The organism is Vibrio nigripulchritudo ATCC 27043 (genome assembly GCF_000222685.1).
Lineage (GTDB): Bacteria > Pseudomonadota > Gammaproteobacteria > Enterobacterales > Vibrionaceae > Vibrio > Vibrio nigripulchritudo.
In genome coordinates this window covers 1-20,425 of the sequence record NZ_AFWJ01000286.1, presented here as the reverse complement: position 1 = coordinate 20,425, position 20,425 = coordinate 1, and the positions used below count along the sequence as shown (strand labels likewise).

Here is a 20,425-nt window from a genome sequence, read left to right as displayed (position 1 = left end):
CGACTCACTCCCTTCGGGTAATTTGAGATAAAGAGATTATATCGTCGTTTTATTACGTTCGGTATGAACTCTAGCCTTTGTAATCTCGGTATATTTTAATGAAAGCTGATAATTTAAATCGCATGACTCCATATCTATTTTTGGCTCCGGCTGGAATAGCATTAATATTTGGGCTTTTATATCCAATATTTTACATGATGTATGCGAGTTTTTTAGACTGGAACCCCAGTCAATTAATAAGTGAAGCTGAATGGGTAGGATTTAAAAATTATATAAACCTATTCCAAGATGACTCTTTTCGTGAGTCATTAGGCGTGACGTTAAAGTTTGCAAGTGTCGTTGTTATTCTTGAAATGTTTATTGGTGTTGGTCTCGCCTTATTATTGGACAGAAATATAAGAGGGATGTCCCTGTTAAGAACCATATTTATATTGCCAATGATGATTGCCCCAATTGTTGTGGGATTAATGTGGCGATATATGTATCACCCAACCATTGGCATATTTAACAGAACATTGAATACTCTGGGTTTTGAATCCATTCCCTGGCTATCAGATTCAGGTTGGGCATTGTCATCCATTATTATCGCAGATGTCTGGCAGTGGACTCCTTTTATTTTCATTCTTTCTCTGGCTGCCTTGCAGTCTTTACCAAAGTCGACGTTAGAAGCTGCAAGAATTGATGGGGCGACGCAATGGCAACAAATTCTGTACATCAAGATACCTCTGATGATGCCAGTGCTTATTGTGACCTTACTTCTCAGGCTCATCGACGCCTTTAAAGTACTTGAAGTGATATTGGTGATGACCAATGGTGGCCCCGGGTTATCAACTGAGATTCTTGCGCTCCGAATTTCCCGAACAGCCTCTGAATTCAGAGAGTTGGGTGTGGCAGCCGCGATGTCAAACCTACTGTTGATTGTGCTCCTCGTTCTGACTTTAGCCATGTTTATTTACAACAAAGTCAACGAGAAAAGGATCGAGAAACAAGCGCAGGCAAATAAGGAAGAAGAACAATGAGCAAAGATAAAGAGAACAGGCAGAACCCTGCATTTTATGCCTTATTGGTCGCGTTGATCGTGATGTCAATCGGACCCATCATGCTAATGATCATGACCTCGTTCAAGCTGAACGTAGACATAATGAATGACAGCAGCAGCCTGTTTTTCACACCGACTTTAAAAAATTACGAAACGGTCTTGTGTGATGTGCTCTGGTACACGCCTGACCACGTAGATTTCTGCAGTCCAACGTTCACACGATCACTGGGCAATTCCATATTTATTGCTCTTGTTTCCACCGTGATCACCCTGACCATAGGGTGCATGGCAGCCTACGCTCTGGTTCGCTTCAAGTTTATGGGAAGAGGCGTGGTCTCTCTGACTACTTTGATGATGCGTATGGTGCCGCCAGCGGTTCTTTTGGTGCCTGTTTTCGGGATCTGGACGTTCGACTACGGATTAGACGGAACATACAGCGGGATCATCTTGCTGTACGTCGCCATGAATCTTCCCTTTGTTATTTGGATTCTCCAGAGCTTTATCGTGCAGGTTCCACTGCCATTAGAAGAGGCAGCGAAAGTGGATGGCGCTCGTCCACTTCAAATCTTCTTCCTTGTGGTGTTGCCCATTATAAAACCGGGCTTAGCAGCCGCGGCCATCTTTACTTTCCGAATCGCGTGGAACGAGTTTCTTCTGGCTAATGCCTTGTTACAACGTGACACGAGAACTGTTCCGGTCACCATCGTGAACTCTTTAACCGAATACGACATTGACTGGGGCGTCATCATGGCGACGGGGATGTTGCTTGCTGTCCCACCCATCATTTTCACCTTCGTCGCTTCAAAGCAAATTATTACGGGCATGACTGCTGGTGCAGTTAAAGGCTAATAGATTGAATTTATAAAGTTTATTTAAGGTATTAATATGAAATTAGAAAAAGACTACCAGCTTGTTATTGGTACATACAGTGACATCGACGCACTCGCACACCAACCTTATTCTCCAGTTCCGGGCGAGGGGATGTACTGCGCTACTTTGACTCAACAAGGCAAGCTTGTAGTGAATAACTCGGTAGAATCTCTCAACCCAGCGGTACTGATTCCGAGTGCAGACAGCAAATACCTTTACGCAATCCTCGAAACCATTCGAGAAAACGGAACTGTCATTCAATACGAAGTGCAGAAAGATGGCAGCCTGAAAGAGCTGTCCAGTTTTCAGGCAAACGGAAAATCGACCTGTTATGTGTCGTTTTCCCCAAACAACGACGCGGCAATAGTGATCAATTACTGGGATGCCATCATTGATGTTGTTGCCGTTGATGCCGAAGGTCGGCTGGGCGAAGTTATTCAGACCTTCAAGCAGTACTACCGCCCTGAGACAGAGTGGCGCCAGGTTGAAAATCGTGAAGATCACTGGGGGAATCGTCAGGTTGGTCCTCACGCGCATTGTGCTCACTTCTGGCATGACTGGGTGTTCATTCCTGACCTTGGAGAAAACGCAGTTTTCCAATACCGCTGGGATGCACAAAGCCGAACTTTGACCCGTGAAACCTGGATAGAGTTTGAACCTGGCTCTGGTCCACGACACATGGCAATGCACCCAACGCTGGACATCTGCTACGTCTCAAATGAATTGTTTAATACAGTCTGCGCCGCGCAGCTCGATAGCTCTGACCCATCAGAGATAAAACCGCGTCTGATACCGTTCCAATATAAGTCGACGCTAGAGAATCACGATCAGATCAGTTACGTGTCAGAGATAAAGCTATCACCGGATGCTCAATTTCTATATGTATCCAACAGGGGCGATAACTCTATAGCAGTGTTTAAAGTGTTGGAGGACGGTAAGTTAGATCTCGTTGATATCACTTCTACAGGCGGTAAATTCCCGCGCCACTTTGCCATTTCTCCCTGCGGTCATGCCGCTGTTGTGTCTAATCAGGATACGGGCAATGTGATTGTTTTCTCAAGAGACATTGAAAGCGGTTTGATCTCAATGACGGATGAAATCATCGATATACCTGCTCCAAACTATATTCGTTTTCTAGACCTGTGACGGCGTAAGGGATGACTAAGATGAGTTATTGGTTGGGAATTGATTGCGGAGGTACTTACCTCAAAGCCGGTTTATACGACAAGAGTGGCAAAGAAATTGGTGTCGAGCGTGAATCCCTTGAACTGATTTCTGAACACTCTGGCTGGGTGGAAAGAAGTACCACCCAACTCTGGGATTCGACCTGCTCAGTGATCAAAAAGGTGATAGCGAAAACGGGTGTCGATGCGGCTCAGATCCAAAGTGTCGGGATTTCTGCTCAGGGGAAAGGGTTGTTTTTGTTAGATAAAAACGATGAACCTATGGAAAGGGCGATCTTGTCGGCCGATCAGCGTTCAATTGACATTGTTAAACGCTGGCAGAAAGAGGGGATTCCACAGTCTATTCATCCGAAAACCCGACAAACGTTATGGACCGGGCACCCTGTATCCATTGCCCGTTGGATAAAAGAGAATCGACCAGAGCAGTATGAGCAGATAGGCACTGTGTTCATGAGTCACGACTATTTGAGATGGTGCCTGACGGGTGAAAAGCACTGCGAAATCACCAATATTTCGGAATCAAATTTATACAACTTTGATACTCAGGATTACGATCAATCTCTGGCAGACACATTGGGTATTCCAGAAGTGATGGAAGCGCTGCCACCCATAATTGGTGCAACAGATATTGCAGGGGAAATTAGCTCTTCTGCCTCCAGGCTAACGGGGCTTCGGGAAGGGACTCCAGTTGTAGGTGGTGTATTTGATGTCGTTGCAACCGCCATTTGTTCTGGCGTTAGGGATGACAGTGCATTGACCCTAACTATGGGGACCTGGTCGGTCACTACAGGGGTCACAGACCATCTGTTTGATATTCGTAATCCAGAAGCCAAACCTCATGTGTTTGGACACTATGCACAAAAAGGTCAGTACATCACACATGACGCCAGCCCTACATCGGCTGGCAACCTAGAGTGGTTTACCGATTTGTTTGGTGATGAAAACTTTGAAGTGATCAATCGCTCTGTTGGCGACCTTCCGAAGTTGAGCTCTGAGCTTCTGTTTGCCCCATTTCTTTATGGTTCAAATGCAGGTCTGGGCGTGAAGAGCGGGCTTTATGGCATGCAGTCACTCCACACCAAACCACAGGTTTTTCAGGCGATTTATGAAGGTGTGGTGTTCAGCCATTTGTTCCACCTCGATCATGTCAGGCTTCTATACCCAAATCTCACGCACTTGATTGTGTGTGGTGGTCCAGCGCGCTCAAAGGAGTGGATGCAGATACTGGCAGACGCAAGCGGGCTTCCGGTGTTACTTCCACAAATTGAAGAAACAGGCTGTTTTGGTGCGGCAATTGTCGCCATGGTTGGCAGTCAGGCTTACGCCTCGACAGACGAAGCCATGTCGGTGATGGATGTCAAGGTTAACAAGGTCTCACCAGACTCAGATGTCTACGAACAGTATCAAGCGAAGAAACACAAATACCGGGTGTACGTCGAATCTCTGGCAAAACTTGAAGAGGGACTTCAACACCCGATCACAGGCAAATCCGAATCAGGAGGATTGTCATGATTCCAAAATTACAGGTTGCACTGGATGTAACGACCGAAGCCGAAGCACTTAATGCCGCGAAGACGTTAGCGCCAGTAGTGGATGTGCTGGAAGCAGGAACCCTAATCTGTTTTTCCGAAGGCATGTCGGTTGTCCGATCGCTTCGCTCCCAGCATCCGGAAAAGCCATTAGTAGTCGACATGAAACTTGCCGATGCAGGGAAGGATTTGGGGGAAATGGCGTTCAAGGCCGGTGGTTCGTTACTGACGGTTATATGTGCTGCGCCTTTAGCCACAATGGAAAGTGCTCTGAACGTTGCAAGAGCGCATAACGGTGACATCCAGATTGAGTTGTTCGGAGACTGGACTTTTGAGCAGGCTCAGGAATGGAGAAAACTCGGGATCTCGCAAGCCATTTATCACAGAGGAAGAGATGCTCAGGCTGCCGGTCAGACTTGGCATCAGGAAGATTTAGACTGGTTACAAAGGATGTGTGACGTAGGGTTCAAGATGTCAGTAACAGGAGGTATCACCCCTGAGCTTCTGCCGACCTTCCGTCATCTTCCAATCGACACCTTTATCGCTGGCAGGGCACTTTTAACCGCACCCGACCCAAGAAAAGCGGCCATGGATTTCAAAGAAACCCTGTCATCTCTCTGGAGGGAATAACATGAATTATGATGATTTAGATGGAATACCTCCGATAGGTATCTATGAAAAGGCACTGCCCAAACAGTTGAGCTGGTCGGAAAGGCTGGCTTTAGCGAAAGCATGCGATTTCGACTTTGTTGAAATGTCCGTTGATGAAACGGACGAGAGACTGTCTCGATTAGACTGGACAAAACAAGAACGCAAAGCGTTGACCAATACCATTATAGAAAGCGGTATTCGCATTCCGTCCATGTGTTTGTCTGGGCATCGTAGGTTCCCATTTGGCAGCCATGATCCAAAGATTAGAGAACAAGCTTATTCAATCATGGAAAAAGCCATCATTCTCGCGCAGGACATTGGCATACGCACCATTCAGCTAGCTGGTTACGACGTGTATTACGAGGAACAAGACGAAGGAACGCTTGCAAGGTTTGAAGAAGGGCTAAAGTGGGCGGTCGACTTAGCGGCGAAATCTCAGGTCATGCTATCGGTGGAAATCATGGACACATCGTTTATGAATTCGATTACCAAATGGAAAGCATGGCAGGAAAAAATCAATTCTCCCTGGTTTACGGTTTACCCAGATGTGGGGAATCTGTCAGCCTGGGGGAACGATGTAACGGCGGAGCTTGAACTGGGTATTGATCAGATAGCCGCACTACACCTTAAAGATACCTATGCCGTGACCGATACGTGCCCGGGTCAGTTCAGAGATGTTCCATTTGGAGAGGGTTGCGTGGATTTTGTGCAGGCATTTAAAACGTTAAAGCGTTTGAATTACCGCGGAAGCTTCCTGATAGAAATGTGGACTGAAAAAGCAGATGAGCCTGTGCAGGAGTTGATCAAAGCCAGACGTTGGATGGAAGAGAAAATGGTTCAGGGAGGATGGAATGTATAAATCGCTAAAAGAGGAAGTACTTGAAGCCAACCTGGCGCTTCCAAAACACGGCTTGGTTACCTTCACATGGGGAAATGTCAGTGCTGTTGATCGTCAACGTGGCGTCATCGCAATTAAACCTTCCGGGGTCGAATATGACGTCATGAAAGCCAGTGACATTGTGATACTCGATTTGGAGACAGGAGAGGTGATCGAAGGTGACAAGAAACCTTCATCAGACACCCCTACACATCTATGCCTGTACCGTGCATTCACTGACATTGGAGGGGTTGTTCACACGCATTCACGTCACGCAACGATTTGGTCGCAGGCGGGGCTCGATATCCCTGCGTGGGGAACGACTCATGCCGATTATTTCTATGGTTCAATCCCATGCACACGCCAGATGTCTTTAGATGAAATCGCGGGGAATTATGAGTGGGAAACAGGGCAGGTCATTGTAGAGACATTTGGACGCCGCCAACTGGATCCGAATCAGATGCCAGCAGTACTGGTCAATTCCCATGGCCCTTTTATCTGGGGAACAAATGCGAGTAGTGCGGTTCACAATGCTGTTGTGCTGGAGGAAGTGGCGTACATGGGGTTGTTTTCGCGTCAGTTGTCGCCTCAACTCGGTTCAATGCAGCAGCCACTTCTGGATAAGCATTATCTCCGAAAACATGGGGAAAATGCCTATTACGGGCAATAGATATTAGATCCAGTTAATTCACGCTGACCCCAACACCTTGGGGTTACTTGGGTATGGATTCACTTTTAAGATTCAATTTTCAATATAGGTCTGACTTTGTTGATGTATGAATATGGGTTACTCAGTTTAGACCTCTATATTTTTCAATACGCAATATTGATCAAACTCACTTCGTGTATTTGGCCAAGGTGAGGGGATACTTCTCGGTATGACTGCAAGTACCTTGCGATGTTTATATCGGGAAAGAGACAAAAATTTAGGGAGAGGAGAATGAGTAAACTACTGGCACTTGATATGGATGGCACACTGCTCACCGACAGGCGAGACATCCCAAGCAGTGTGATCAACGCAATTCGGGTTCTGAAAAATCGTTGTCACGTTATGCTGGTGACCGGGCGTCATCACACGGCTGCATTGCCTTATTACTCGCAGTTGCAGTTAGACACGCCAACGATCTGCTGTAATGGCACTTACGTGTACGATTACGCTCAGGCTAAAGTGCTCAGCCATTCAGATATAGACAAAGAATTAGCGTTGGAATTTCTTTCTATCGCGGAGCATTACCAGCTAGAGCTGGTGGTTTATGTCGATGAGATGATGGCGTACCACAAGTCTTCGAAGAGCGGTCACATGCGTTCTCTTCAGCTTTGGGCGGACAACATCAAACGCAGTATCCGACCTCAAATCAAACCTTGCAGCAGTTTCAAAGCTGTTATTCACAATGCTAACCATGTTTGGAAATTTGTGGTGGAAGGGAACAGCCCACAAATGGAAAAATTCATGGGGCACCCGTTAATAAACCAGCACTTTATCGGTGAACGTTCATGGATCAACCGGATTGATTTTGCACGAAAAGGCAACACCAAAGGCGCTGCCTTAGCGACTCATATTGAAAAACTTGGCTTAACCTGGAACGACGTGATAGCGGTGGGCGATAGTTATAACGATCTCTCGATGCTGGTAACTGCCGGAGTTGGAGTCGCAATGAAAAACTCTGAACCTGCTATTCAGGAAGCATCCAACCGGGTGACCAAAAGCACAAACAATGAGGGGGGAGTTTTAGAAATCATTACTGAACTGCTCCAACAAACAGACAATTACAGGCGGATTGCACTGTAGGTTATTACTTAAGTGCTATGTGTAAGCGGCACACACCACAAGGCGAGCCAAAAACTCGCCTTTGTCACTCTAAGAAACTGGGTGACCTTTGATTAACGTGTCGACAAGTCTGTCCAACACGGGTCCTTTTCGTTTTTGTAGCCCCGTGATGTTGGATAGCGCGACGTATCCAGTCTTTTCCTGAATATCAATCATCATGCACGAGCTATAGCCACCAGTTCCACCGTTGTGAAAGTAATAGCGTTCTTTCTCATCTGGTTCCCCCAGAATTACCCAACCTAAACCGATGCGCGCCCCATGCTCTGTGCTGACTGGCTGTCTTTGCAGTTCAAAAATGACGTTATCTTCTTTTAGGCACCACAAGATATATTTTGAAAAGTCTTCTACTGTAGAAAGCACCGCTCCAGCGCCAGCCAAAACTCCAAGATCCCAATTTGGCGTTGGCTTTCCGGCGCTATTTAACCCCTGAACTAATCTTGATTGGACCAAGGACAGTTGAGACGTCGAATTGTGCATGTCCAAGGGTTTAAAAATCGACTCTTGAAGTAAGTCTTCATAGGTTCTATTGGAGTGCTGACCGAGCGTGTAGCCGAGCAAGCCCATGCCGAGATTTGAATAAATGGACTTTCCTTTGCCTTTTAGTTTGAGTTTATGCTCAAGGTAAGACAGCAACTGGGGTTCCAGGTAATCTCTGTAGGGGTTCTTAGCGTTTTTAAAAAGCGCGCCCCAAATCAAACCGGGTGGCAAACGAGGAAGCCCAGAAGTATGACTAGCGAGTTCTTTGAAGGTGATGGAAAGTTTATTCCTGAAGGGTACTGCGATGTGATGATTAATTGCTTCATCCAGCGCAATTTCCCCAGCAAGAACGGATTTGGCAAGTAAGTGACAGGTCAGAACTTTGGTTATCGAACCAATTTCGAATACCGACGCAAAGTTTTCAACCGCGTGAGGAGTTCCAGATTCGTTTCTCGCACCATAAAATGCCACCTGATCACTTTGAATCTTAGCTACTGCGATCTCAGTGTCGTCGTCAAATGGCTGGATAGCGTTGTGAATCTCATGGATTTCTTGTTCAGTAAAACTCATTGTAGACCCTAAGCTTTAGAAGCGTGTTGTTTAAGAATGTGTCATAAGGCTACCGAACGATAATAATGCAAGTGGGTTAACAGGCAATTAAGTCTGAACAAAACCTATTACTTTCAGACAAATAAAAAAGCCCACCATAAGGTGGGCAAAGAGACAAGGTGTATTAAGAAACTAGGGTCTGTTGACCTTTCGAGCTGATTTTTGCAGCAATTTGTGGGTTCTTTATACAAGGCAGCGCTTATTCGGTGTAGTCGCCCTACATCAATAAGCGGTAACACAGTAGAAAGGAGCCACAAATGCTGCCCAAAGGGTTCGTTTCTATGTGCTTTACTCTTTGTTGCAAGGTATTTGCTTAGAATGACTAAGCTAAAGACCTTGCGCCGCGATTAAAACACATAGAATTCGAACAAAATTTAACCGCGAAAGGTCAACAGACCCTAATGCATTAAAGTGTAGGAAGTTGTTGTTTTGCGCTTTCGATGCCTTTAGCGGCAATTTCTTCACCCATACCCAGAGCTTCAGCGTAAACAAAATTCACATTGTGGATGCCAACGAAACCTAGAGTGGTTTTCAGGTAGCTTGTCACGATGTCATTTTCTGTGTCTTTATGAACACCGCCACGTGTTGTAATAACCGTCGCTTCCTTAACATTGGTTAACAGACCAACAGGACCATTCTCCGAATACTGGAACGTCACGCCAGCACGAGCAATCATATCAATCCAGTTTTTTAACTGAGTGGGTACGGTAAAGTTGTACATCGGAGCTGCGATAACCAGCTTGTCTGACTGCTTGATTTCTTCAATCAACTGGTCAGATTTAGCCAGAATCTCTTGCTGTTCTTCTGTCAGATCCTCTCCACCGCCAAACGCCGCCAAAACGTTGTGATCAAGAATCGGGAGAGGATTTTCAGCCAGATCGCGGATAACCACATTTGATTCAGTCGCATTTTCAGCAATCACATCGATTAGAGCATTAGATTGAGAATGAGCACCTAGAATGCTTGATTTAAGAATCAGTACTTGAGCCATCATTTCGTCCTTTGTTTATCTGTTTTGGTTTTGATGGTGTCATTCTAGGCAGACCGAATCTCAAAGATAATACGCTGTTCACGATTAAGTCATTCAAATTTTTCGAATGAGTTTTGTTGTCTGAAATGTCGAATAACCTATTGACCCGTCTATAGGTTCAGGGTGCATTCTGGAAATGAGTAAGCAAAAGGGCAGGTTATATGAACAGCATCATTTCTCAGGAAGACAAGATCTTTTTACAGCAAGTGGAGTCTTGTGGTTTTCCGATATCAGAATTCAATCACAAAGCGCATATTAGGCTGGGCTACATTTACTTAGCGGGCATGTCGCTTGAATCAGCATTAGACAGAATGCGTAATTCGTTGACCAATCTACTGTCTCACAATGGAATTGCGCCTGAAGGTAAGTACCATGAAACACTCACCAAAGCATGGATTATGGCAATTCTATGCTTTATGAAAAAGTCAGAGGGCTGTGTGTCATTCGATCATTATATTGAAGCGAATCCAGAGCTCTTAAACAGTGATCTTCTGTTGCACCATTACACCAAAACGACGCTATTTTCAGACCAGGCAAGAGCACAGTTCGTCGAACCAGACGAGTTGCCATTTCCTGATTTGTCGTGATTTAGGTGGTCAACTGTCTGGCTTAGCCACTTAGTTCGCTCTAGAAGGAGATCGCATCAAGTAGTACAAATCTCGGCTTAAGTGCTTGAGCTTACGGAATTCTGGTGCGCGTCTTAATGATACCCAATCCCAACGCAATGCCTTTTTTGCCTCTCCCTGTTCGCGGTGATACTCCGCGTAACCTTCCTCAAGCCGTGACCACGCAAGCTCACATGCTTTGTCAGAGGCTGGATAACGGTTTATGTAGCTGGTGATTATACGTCTCATCGCTTCGAGCCGATTCAAGCGGTTTGATGTTATGGATCCGGCTCTCATCAAATACTGCATTTGAATTCTTGGATTCGCCGATACTTTCCCGCACTGCGCCAGTTTCAGCCACATATCCCAATCACTGGCCGATTTCAGCTCGCTACTAAAACCTCCGACTTTAAGAAGGGCGTCTCGTCTGGCAACAACCGTGGAAGTACCTATCATATTGGTCGCAAGAATTTCGTCTCCGGCATTATCGATATCGAAAAAGCGGTTGGCATGCGGAAGGTGATTGAAAACTTTCCAGTAGCCAAAACAATCGATGATCTCTTTACCTTCCTCATTGAAATGCATGTAGTTGGTGAAGCTGAGAACGTGGTCTTCACTTGCCATGTGCCAGTTAAGCTGGCACTTGAGTTTTCCGGGAAGCCAGTAATCATCCGCGTCCAGAAAGGCGATGTATTCGGAGCGAGCCATTTCGATTGCGTGATTTCTCGCCGCAACCACACCAACGTGATCGAGCCTGACAGGAACGATCTGCGGGTGCTGCTCGGCGATTTTCTCTAGCCAGGCGAAAGTGCCATCTGTGGAACCATCATCCATCACCAGAATTTCAAGCTCCTCCAAATCTTGCTCAAGTACACTGCCTATCGCTTTGGATAGATAATCAAGGCAGTTATAAGTAGGAATAACGACACTGACTAATGGTTGCATGATGATTACCTCTGCTTGTAAAAATGGGAGACTGAGTTCTTACTAAGCAGAATCCAAGCCAACTGTGATCTACCAATTTAACTCTATGAATATTCGTATTTTTTCCTCGCTAAATTACATGCTCACTCAAGTATGTGAGCTCGCGTTCTGTCATTTTGCGAGAGGTAATCTCAAATTGCGTGTAGATTTACTCATGCGTATTTTTCAATTTAACAATTGTTGTTAGAGGGGGCGTAAAGAGATCTAACTAGCCGAAATTGCGTAAAATTTCCTGACATCGCCTTTGGTTCCACCATGAGGTGACTTTCGCGCAGTTGTGATACAATTCGCGCCAGTTTTATCGAGAGAATTAAAAATAAGAAGGTATCGCTTTGACCTCGTCACAGCAAAATGCAGCTGGCAACGTTCCAAACAGCCCATCCAAGCTAAGAGCTGCACTCAAAGATTGCATGATTAAAGACCGTTTTCGTTTTTCGCGACGAATTCAGGGTGCAAGTAAAATAAAGAAAGAAGAATCCAGACTCGCGGCATTCGACGACATTGCATTGGATATCGCAAAATCCATGATGACCGCCGAGCAGCGTTCAGCGTACCAACCGACCATCGAATATCCAGAAATCCTGCCTGTAAGCCAGAAGAAAGACGACATAGCCGCGGCAATCGCAGAGCATCAAGTCGTGATTGTGGCAGGTGAAACCGGATCGGGTAAGACAACTCAGCTTCCGAAGATTTGTGCGGAACTTGGTCGTGGAAAGTTCGGATTAATTGGTCATACTCAGCCACGCCGGCTGGCAGCGCGATCGGTGGCTAACCGTATTGCGGAAGAGATGGAAACCAAGCTCGGCGAGTTTGTAGGTTACAAAGTTCGTTTTAACGACCAGATTTCAGATAACACCCAAATCAAATTGATGACCGACGGTATATTACTGGCGGAAATCCAGCACGACCGTTTCTTAAATCAATATGACACCATCATTATCGATGAAGCGCACGAACGCAGCTTAAACATCGATTTTATTTTGGGTTACCTGAAGGAATTGCTTCCACGTCGCCCAGACTTGAAAGTCATCATTACCTCGGCAACCATCGATCCTGAGCGTTTTTCTAAGCACTTTAGCAATGCGCCTATTATTGAAGTTTCCGGTCGTACCTACCCGGTAGAAACCCGTTATCGTCCGCTTTCTGGTGATGACGACAATGATCGTGACCAGCTTGAAGGCATATTCGAAGCGGTCGATGAATTGTGCGACGAAGGATTAGGAGACATCCTGATCTTCATGAACGGTGAGCGAGAAATTCGTGACACCGCAGATGCGCTTAATAAGCGAAATCTCCGTGACACAGAAATCGTGCCTTTGTACGCGCGCCTTTCAGCTGGTGAACAAAACAAAATCTTCCAGCCTCACGCAGGCAGACGTATCGTCCTAGCTACTAACGTCGCGGAAACTTCGCTGACGGTTCCGGGCATCAAATACGTTATTGATCCGGGTACGGCGAGAATCAGTCGTTACAGCTACCGAACTAAAGTGCAGCGATTGCCGATTGAGCCTGTTTCTCAAGCGAGTGCGAATCAGCGTAAAGGTCGCTGTGGTCGTGTGGAAGAGGGTATCTGTATTCGTCTTTATTCTGAGGAAGATTTCGAATCGCGCCCGGAATTTACCGATCCTGAAATCCTGCGAACCAACCTTGCCTCCGTTATTCTTCAAATGACTGCGCTTGGGTTGGGTGATATTCAGGCTTTCCCATTCGTTGAAGCACCAGACAAGCGCAACATTCAAGACGGTGTCAGGCTGCTTGAAGAGCTGGGTGCCATTAATGACAAAGCGAAGGACCCTAAGAAGCGTCTCACACCCGCTGGTCGTCAGCTTGCCAGACTGCCTATCGACCCGCGTTTGGCTCGTATGGTACTAGAAGCACCAAAATACGGCTGTCTGAAAGAGATAATGATCATTGCGTCGGCGTTGTCGATTCAAGATCCGCGTGAGCGTCCATCAGACAAACAGCAGTCGTCGGACGATAAACACCGCCGTTTCTTCCATGAAGAATCGGACTTCCTGACGTTTGTGAACCTTTGGGAATACGTTCAAAAGCAACAAAAAGCGCTATCAGGCAATCAGTTCCGCAAGCAGTGTAAGCAAGACTATTTAAACTATTTGCGCGTTCGTGAATGGCAAGACGTGTACTTCCAAATCCATCAGGCAATGCGTGAGATGGACTTTAAACTGAACGATGAGCCAGGCGGTTATCAAGGCGTTCACAGTGCGATATTGGTGGGCTTGCTTTCTCATATCGGTGTGAAAGACCAAGAGAAAAATGATTACCAAGGTGCGCGAAACGCACGCTTCCATATTTTCCCTGCTTCCGGTCTGTTCAAGAAGCAGCCTAAGTGGATCATGTCTGCTGAGCTGGTTGAAACGTCCAAATTGTGGGGGCGAATCATTGCCAAGATTCAACCTGAGTGGATTGAGCCACTCGCCAAGCATTTGATCAAACGTACATACAGCGAACCACATTGGTCTAAGAAACGCGCCGCCGTTATGGCGTATGAAAAGGTGATGTTGTACGGAGTGCCGATCGTTCCTAAGCGACTGGTCAACTATTCCAACATTGATAGCACGGTGAGCCGAGACATTTTTATTCGTAGTGCGCTAGTGGAAGGTGAGTGGGAAACCAAGCACGCCTTCTTCAAGCAAAACCGAAAACTGCTGATGGAAGTCGAGGAGTTGGAGCACAAGTCCCGACGCCGCGATATTCTGGTCGATGACGATGAGCTGTACGACTTCTACGACCAACGCGTTGGCACTGAAGTGGTATCGGGGCGTCATTTCGATACCTGGTGGAAAAAGGCATCCAAAGAAAATGCCGAGCTGCTTAACTTCGAAAAAGAGATGCTCTTCAAAGGTGACGCCAGCCACATCACCGATCTGGATTACCCGAACTTCTGGCATCAGAACGGTTTGAAACTCAAGCTGAGCTACCAATTTGAACCGGGTGAAGACAGCGATGGTGTGACGGTTCACGTTCCGCTGCCAATTCTCAACCAGGTAGAACCTGCCGGGTTTGACTGGCAGATCCCTGGCTTAAGACATGAATTGGTCGTCAGCCTGATTAAGGCATTGCCAAAAACTTTGCGCAAAAACTTTGTGCCAGCACCGAACTACGCGGATGCGTTCTTGGCGCGTGCTACTCCAATGGAAGCGCCATTGCTCGATTCGCTAGAGAAAGAGCTGCGCCGAATGACGGGTGTAGAAGTACTGCGTGAAGATTGGAATTTAGATCAGGTAGCGGAGCACTTAAAGGTAACGTTCCGCGCTGTCGATCACCGCAACCGCAAGCTGAAAGAGAACAAAGATCTCCACGAGCTAAAAGAAAGCCTGAAAGATAAGGTGCAAGAGACCTTATCAAAGGTGGCGGATGACGATATCGAGCAGCAAGGTCTGCATACGTGGAGCTTCGGTGAACTGCCAAAAGTCTATCAACAGAAGCGCGGTGGTTACGATGTGAAAGCGTACCCTGCGATTGTTGACTCGAAAGACAGCGTTGAAATTAAGCTGTTTGAAACCGAGCAAGAGCAGATCTCTGCGATGCAGGCGGGTCAGCGCCGTCTGGTACTACTGAATGTACCATCGCCTATTAAATACCTGCACTCGAACCTTCCAAACAAGTCTAAGCTTGGGCTTTACTTCAACCCTTATGGCAAGGTCCTGGATTTGATCGATGACTGTATTGCCTGTGGTGTGGATAAGCTGATAGAAGAGCAGGGCGGCTTGGTTTGGGAATCGGATAAGTTTGAAGCCCTGAAGGAACACGTTCGCGCGGAGCTGGACGACACAGTTGTCGACATTGCGAAGCAGGTCGAAACGATTCTGACCACGGCTTTCAACATCAACAAAAAGCTTAAAGGGAAGATCGATTTCACTATGGCGTTTGCCTTGTCAGATATCAAAGCTCAAATCGAAGGTTTGATTTTCAAAGGCTTTGCGACAGAGTGTGGTTGGAAGAAGCTGCCAGACATTCTTCGCTACATGAAGGCAATTGAGCGTCGAATGGAAAAGCTGCCAATCGATCCAAACAAAGACCGACTGCACATGCTGAAAATTGAATCAGTGACCAACGACTACAAAGAGTTGTTAAACAAGATTCCGAAAGGTTTGGCTATCCCGGACAACGTGAAAGAAGTGCGTTGGATGATTGAAGAGCTCAGAGTGAGTTTCTTTGCTCAACAGTTAGGTACGCCTTATCCGGTGTCTGATAAACGTGTTAAGAACGCCATTTCTGAGTGCTAAGGATATTCCAGCGATAATAATGGTCTATTCTTTGCAAGAAGGAATTAAGCTGACGTAAATACTGACGTTGTTCTAATGTGTTACGTCAATTTACCGGGGGATAAATTGTTATTCTCTGAACACGTATTTGAGGGAATGGAAATGAAAAAAACATTGTTGGCTCTGGGTTTAGCGAGCATTGCAGCAACAGCCAGCGCAGATTCGTTTTTTTACGCAGGCGGCAACTTTGGTCAGTCTGATTTCGGCAGCGGCGACAAAGAAACGGCATTTGGTTTCCACGTAGGTACCGGTATTTTGCCGATTTTGGGTTTGGAGGCTGGCTACTGGAGCCATGGCCGTGATACCACTTCTTTGTTTGCGGCAGTCAAGCCAAGCATTGATTTTGGTCCTCTTCACATTTACGCAAAAGGTGGTCTGCACTCTTGGGACAACGATGGCGCAGGTGATGGGACTGGCTTAATGTACGGTGCAGGTGCGGAATATTTCTTAGTGGATAATCTGTCCCTTGGTGGTTCATGGCAGTCATTTAACCGTGGTGACAACTACAGTGACATCACATCCTTTACTGTGACGGCGACTTTCCACTTCTTGTAAAGAAAATTTGAGCTGTTATCTAAAATGCTGGCGTTTGCCAGCATTTTTATTGAGCGTCTGAATAAAAGTGCTTTAAAAGCATAAAAAAACTTAAGAAGTTTTACATCTAAGTATGGCTAAAGCGCATTGTTAACCTTAAAATAATCGTGCTTCGGTACAATTCGAGTTTTCCTTAATAGCAACAGTTTCCCAAGGGTTGAAAACCATACCCAAATGACTTGGGTGAGTATGAGTAAATCTCACCGTCGTCAGGTTATTTAGGTATGTTCGTGATTCATGATGAATCATGGTTGTAATTGGAAACGCGTGGAGCGGGACGTTTCACACGATCAGAAGTAAAGTTGTACGAAATGAAAAAAACACTTTTAGCTTTGGTATTAATGGGCGCAGCGACAACAGCTAACGCAGACTCTTGGTTGTATGGTGGTGTAAACGCAGGTCAATCTGATCTGGACAGCAAAAATGCGACTGCAACCAGCTTCCATGTTGGTACCGGTATTTTACCTATCATCGGTGTAGAAGCAGGCTACTGGAATCACGGTAAATTTGATGGTGGTATTGAAGGCAGCTCTGTTTACGCCGCACTAAAGCCAAGCATCGACTTTGGTCCTCTGCATATCTACGCGAAAGGCGGCATGCACAACTACGATTTGGACAAAGGTTCCAGCAAAAAAGGTTCTGGCACTAAAATGATGTACGGTGTCGGCGTAGAATACTTTGTTATCGACATGCTTTCTGTTGGTGGTTCATACCAGCAGTTTGAAGTGAACAAGAACGATGTGGGTTCAATCGGTTCATTCACACTGAACGCGACGATTCACTTCTTGTAAGAAAGACGGTTCAATGCAAAACCTCCCAATATGGGAGGTTTTTGTATCTGATATTTCTCTATCTACGATATCTATGTTCGCAGAGGTTTGGTTATCCAGCGCCACAATTGAGCTCCCAAACTCGCAATGCCCAGCGCTGTGATAGCAAAAGTCACTTTGCTCGGTTCGGTATACGCTTTCTTCCAGATTTTTCTCACTGTGGGGTAGGAAAGATCGCCCATCACATGAAGAGGGGAACGCCAGCACTGAGCAACGGTAATTCCAAATTCATTGTCAGTGGGTTCAATGCCATGCCACCAGAATGGTGGGATGTACATGGCGTCACCTGGCTCAACTAGGGCAGTAAATGGTTTGATTGCGTTTGACTTACTCTGATCAAAACAGTCCCCATTTTCCAAATAGGCATCGGCTTTAAAAGCATCAAATACTAAGTCATCGGTTAGCTTGTCAGGTGGCAGCAAGCCGACTTTTTTCGTTCCAATCACCTGGCTCATTAACGTTTCATCGGTAACGTGAAAATGCCAGCCTGTTCCGGCACCTTTGTACATAAAAGCTCGGGATTTGGGATAAGCAATGGGCTTAGGCGGATTGGGCAAGAATCGATAACCGTTGGTATCAGGAGCCAATACTTTAAATGGCTCTTCACTCAATACGACAGACGGCGCACTCAGTATTTCCTCAGTACCGGAACGAAGCAAATCAAGCACATGATGAAAAGGTTCGACTTTTCTGCCTTCTCCCATTCTCTCTGCACTTTCATAGTTCATGTGAGGATAATAAGGTGTTGGGCTGTCTCCATTTTTTTCTTTGAGATACTCAGGATCCTGCCATTTATCCATAGCCTCCCAGTGGCTGATTGCCCCTTTGATTAAGCAGGGCTGATTTTGCGACACGTATCGATCATAGAATTCTTTGGGAGTGAGTTCGCTGGCAAGTACGGTTTCAATTTCAGGAGCGGAGTCCATGCCCGGTATGAACTTAAAAACGTGCTCTTCCTGAACCTTATCTGCCATTTCCATTACGTAGTCTCCCTGACCGATCATCCCAAAATATGCATTCAGAATGATGTTATATATTTTTATAAAAAATGATAAATTTTGTTGCTTTGTATGTGATCAAAACGTTGTTCTTTTGTCGGCTGACTATAAGCTTATAAACAACCTCTTTATCATCAGTATCTTATCTGGCAATCTTCTTTGATTGCTTTTGTGCTAATTGTCTGTGGGGAGAAGGATTTCCAGATGAATCGATTGCAGCTCAGTCATCGCTATGGTCTTTTTATGGGGCTGTTTTTCGTCTCTCAATTCGTCGTATTACCCGTTATGACACCTATTTTTATGAGTTTCGGCATGACTATTCCCCAAATAGGGATGATCATGGCGACCATGGGCATTACCGTCATGCTTCTGGAATTGCCGACTGGTGGGCTGGCAGATCAGGTTGGTCGGAAAAAAGTATTTCTTGGTTCGATTGCCTTTAGCGCTTCTTCCTATTTAACGCTCCTTCTATTTCCTACTTTTGCTGGTGGCGTCGTTGCCATGTTTTTATGGGGAGCGAGTATCGCCATTAGCTCTGGCACACTCACTGCATGGTTTGTCGAAACTTTTAATCAAAGTGAAGGGGATATGACTCTGCAAACTGGTTTTGCAAGAGTAGGGGTTAGAACCAGTTTCTTTGCTGCTGTCGGTGCTCTGCTGTGCGCAGGTATCATGTTTGTCGGTAATCAATGGGGCTATGATGATCGGACTCTGTATGACTTTGCTTTGAGTGTTGGTCTTATCTGTCTGGTTCTGGTTTTTGCTATTGGTTTGGTGTGGGTTAAAGAACAGAGAGAGTTTCAACCATTTACGCGAGATGTGTTTACCACCATACCCAAACAAGTCCGAACGGGAGTCATCGCTGCCAAACACCCAGTTTTATGGCGTTTGCTGTTTGCCATGTTCTTAACCATTCCCATTGCCAGTGCCATCGAAAAATTCTGGCCAGTTCGATTTGAAGCTCTGGCAGGGGAACAACCGTTAGAGTGGGTTTATGGTTTTACCTACGCGGTGACCATGTTTTTGGGCAGTGCCGCAGCGGCATTTACCAACTGGATGACAGAAAAACTGAATCAGCAAATGGGTAAGGTATTGGTGGTGAGTGTGACATTTCGTCTCATTGCCGCTACCGTTTTTGCTCTTTCCGGTGATCTGATTTTGTTTGTTCTATTGTTTATTTGTTACGACTTCACCAACCATTTAGGAAAATCTGCTTATAACCACCTTTTGCATCATGCAACGGATGATAACGTTCGCTCAACCATTGATTCTCTTAATTCCTTGGTCATGCGAGTCGGTGGTGTGACGGGGTCACTGCTATGTGGGTTTGGAGCAGCCTATGTAGGGCTCATCAACATTTGGCTGCTGTGTGTGGTGATTGGAGTTGGGGCTTTGTTCCTATTCAAAAGCCCGTTGCTCAATGAATCACACGAACCAGCAGATTCGACAAACTGACAGACTTTAGTCTCTCTGAACTCGCATGACACCTAACGCCGCATGGTTGGCTGTGCATATCACGCCTTTACCTGAAAGTGACTGACGGACGCAGCCTCCTCCAAATAGGTCATTGAGCATGAAGACACCAAGTACCATAGTCTCGTCAGACTCGACAAACACGCCTTTCGGCGTCATTGATATGGCAGGTTGTCGTTTTCCAACCACCCGCTTTTGCAGAATAAATAGGGAAGAGTTAGGGGAAGCGGCGTCTGACAGGATTTGATGCCAAGTATCTTCATCGCATTCCCAGCCGCACGTGACACCATGTCCACCGTAGCCGATGGCACTTTTTAGTACCCAATCTTTCTTATTGAGTGTAAAAAGCTGCGACAGGTTGGATTCACCGACGGCATACGTCTTAGGAACAGACGCCTCAATGATCTGCCGTTCTTGCTCAGAAACCGAAGCTAAAACTCATCTTGGTGCAAAATAGCCAAAGCAGCTTTACTCATGTAAAGCTCACTGAACGGGTGAATGAGCGAATGAATTTTCCCGCTTTTCAGACCACTCAAGTAGCCTGAGTAACCATCCAAATCC

Annotated in this window: 18 protein-coding genes; 13 read left to right on the top strand and 5 right to left on the bottom strand. The window is 46.0% G+C overall.

The features are described from left to right. The first annotated feature begins 98 nt into the window (after nucleotides 1-98). The 8 genes from RH89_RS22220 to RH89_RS22185 all read left to right on the top strand — a co-directional run bounded on the left by RH89_RS22220 (nucleotide 99) and on the right by RH89_RS22185 (nucleotide 7,939). Nucleotides 99-1,019 carry a carbohydrate ABC transporter permease gene (locus RH89_RS22220; protein ID WP_004406863.1) on the top strand — a complete coding sequence of 307 codons (921 nt, stop codon included), beginning with the start codon at nucleotides 99-101 and terminating at the stop codon, nucleotides 1,017-1,019. Continuing rightward, entirely contained in the window at nucleotides 1,016-1,888 is an 873-nt protein-coding gene (locus RH89_RS22215) for a carbohydrate ABC transporter permease (RefSeq protein WP_004406860.1), read from the top strand. The genes RH89_RS22220 and RH89_RS22215 overlap by 4 nt, the downstream gene beginning before the upstream one ends. Nucleotides 1,889-1,924: 36 nt before the next feature. Then, a complete protein-coding gene (locus RH89_RS22210; RefSeq protein ID WP_004406858.1) occupies nucleotides 1,925-3,055 on the top strand; it encodes a lactonase family protein in 1,131 nt (376 codons plus the stop codon). 20 nt (nucleotides 3,056-3,075) lie between these two features. Then, nucleotides 3,076-4,605: an FGGY-family carbohydrate kinase gene (locus RH89_RS22205; RefSeq protein ID WP_004406857.1), complete on the top strand. Its 1,530-nt coding sequence runs from the start codon at nucleotides 3,076-3,078 to the stop codon at nucleotides 4,603-4,605. Further along, complete coding sequence (locus RH89_RS22200; protein ID WP_004406856.1) at nucleotides 4,602-5,252, top strand: 3-dehydro-L-gulonate-6-phosphate decarboxylase; 651 nt, start codon at nucleotides 4,602-4,604, stop codon at nucleotides 5,250-5,252. Before RH89_RS22205 ends, RH89_RS22200 begins: the two co-directional genes overlap by 4 nt. Nucleotide 5,253: 1 nt before the next feature. Beyond that, on the top strand, nucleotides 5,254-6,132 hold the full coding sequence (locus RH89_RS22195; RefSeq protein ID WP_004406854.1) for an L-ribulose-5-phosphate 3-epimerase: 879 nt from the start codon (nucleotides 5,254-5,256) through the stop codon (nucleotides 6,130-6,132). After that, on the top strand, nucleotides 6,125-6,820 hold the full coding sequence (gene araD / locus RH89_RS22190; protein ID WP_004406853.1) for an L-ribulose-5-phosphate 4-epimerase: 696 nt from the start codon (nucleotides 6,125-6,127) through the stop codon (nucleotides 6,818-6,820). The genes RH89_RS22195 and araD overlap by 8 nt, the downstream gene beginning before the upstream one ends. 270 nt (nucleotides 6,821-7,090) lie before the next feature. Continuing rightward, the gene (locus tag RH89_RS22185; RefSeq protein WP_004406852.1) at nucleotides 7,091-7,939 is read left to right on the top strand and encodes a Cof-type HAD-IIB family hydrolase; all 849 of its coding nucleotides are present in this window, start codon (nucleotides 7,091-7,093) and stop codon (nucleotides 7,937-7,939) included. 69 nt (nucleotides 7,940-8,008) lie between these two features. Here the strand turns inward: RH89_RS22185 and RH89_RS22180 are convergent, their stop codons facing one another. Together RH89_RS22180 and RH89_RS22175 are read right to left on the bottom strand one after the other, a co-directional pair. Continuing rightward, the gene (locus RH89_RS22180) at nucleotides 8,009-9,025 is read right to left on the bottom strand and encodes a serine hydrolase domain-containing protein (RefSeq protein ID WP_004406851.1); all 1,017 of its coding nucleotides are present in this window, start codon (nucleotides 9,023-9,025) and stop codon (nucleotides 8,009-8,011) included. 445 nt (nucleotides 9,026-9,470) lie between these two features. Next, nucleotides 9,471-10,055: an FMN-dependent NADH-azoreductase gene (locus tag RH89_RS22175; RefSeq protein WP_004406850.1), complete on the bottom strand. Its 585-nt coding sequence runs from the start codon at nucleotides 10,053-10,055 to the stop codon at nucleotides 9,471-9,473. A 200-nt stretch (nucleotides 10,056-10,255) separates the two neighbouring features. Between RH89_RS22175 and RH89_RS22170 the strand changes: the two genes are divergently transcribed. Beyond that, on the top strand, nucleotides 10,256-10,681 hold the full coding sequence (locus RH89_RS22170; RefSeq protein ID WP_004406849.1) for a hypothetical protein: 426 nt from the start codon (nucleotides 10,256-10,258) through the stop codon (nucleotides 10,679-10,681). Nucleotides 10,682-10,711: 30 nt separating this feature from the next. Here RH89_RS22170 and RH89_RS22165 read toward each other — a convergent pair whose 3' ends face one another. After that, the gene (locus RH89_RS22165) at nucleotides 10,712-11,644 is read right to left on the bottom strand and encodes a glycosyltransferase family 2 protein (protein WP_004406848.1); all 933 of its coding nucleotides are present in this window, start codon (nucleotides 11,642-11,644) and stop codon (nucleotides 10,712-10,714) included. Between the two features lie 371 nt (nucleotides 11,645-12,015). Between RH89_RS22165 and hrpA the strand changes: the two genes are divergently transcribed. The 3 genes from hrpA (at nucleotide 12,016) to RH89_RS22150 (ending at nucleotide 17,354) form a co-directional block, all read left to right on the top strand. After that, on the top strand, nucleotides 12,016-15,930 hold the full coding sequence (hrpA, locus tag RH89_RS22160; RefSeq protein ID WP_038147025.1) for an ATP-dependent RNA helicase HrpA: 3,915 nt from the start codon (nucleotides 12,016-12,018) through the stop codon (nucleotides 15,928-15,930). A 141-nt stretch (nucleotides 15,931-16,071) separates the two neighbouring features. Continuing rightward, on the top strand, nucleotides 16,072-16,524 hold the full coding sequence (locus RH89_RS22155) for an outer membrane beta-barrel protein (RefSeq protein ID WP_004406845.1): 453 nt from the start codon (nucleotides 16,072-16,074) through the stop codon (nucleotides 16,522-16,524). Nucleotides 16,525-16,874: 350 nt separating this feature from the next. Further along, nucleotides 16,875-17,354 (top strand): outer membrane beta-barrel protein, encoded by a 480-nt coding sequence (locus RH89_RS22150; protein ID WP_004406843.1) that lies wholly within the window; start codon nucleotides 16,875-16,877, stop codon nucleotides 17,352-17,354. A 71-nt stretch (nucleotides 17,355-17,425) separates the two neighbouring features. Here RH89_RS22150 and RH89_RS22145 read toward each other — a convergent pair whose 3' ends face one another. Further along, complete coding sequence (locus RH89_RS22145; RefSeq protein ID WP_206536146.1) at nucleotides 17,426-18,397, bottom strand: cupin-like domain-containing protein; 972 nt, start codon at nucleotides 18,395-18,397, stop codon at nucleotides 17,426-17,428. 198 nt (nucleotides 18,398-18,595) lie between these two features. Between RH89_RS22145 and RH89_RS22140 the strand changes: the two genes are divergently transcribed. After that, nucleotides 18,596-19,846: an MFS transporter gene (locus RH89_RS22140; protein WP_004406839.1), complete on the top strand. Its 1,251-nt coding sequence runs from the start codon at nucleotides 18,596-18,598 to the stop codon at nucleotides 19,844-19,846. Nucleotides 19,847-19,852: 6 nt separating this feature from the next. Here RH89_RS22140 and RH89_RS29775 read toward each other — a convergent pair whose 3' ends face one another. Further along, entirely contained in the window at nucleotides 19,853-20,053 is a 201-nt protein-coding gene (locus RH89_RS29775) for a hypothetical protein (protein ID WP_139063341.1), read from the bottom strand. Between the last annotated feature and the right edge of the window lie 372 nt (nucleotides 20,054-20,425).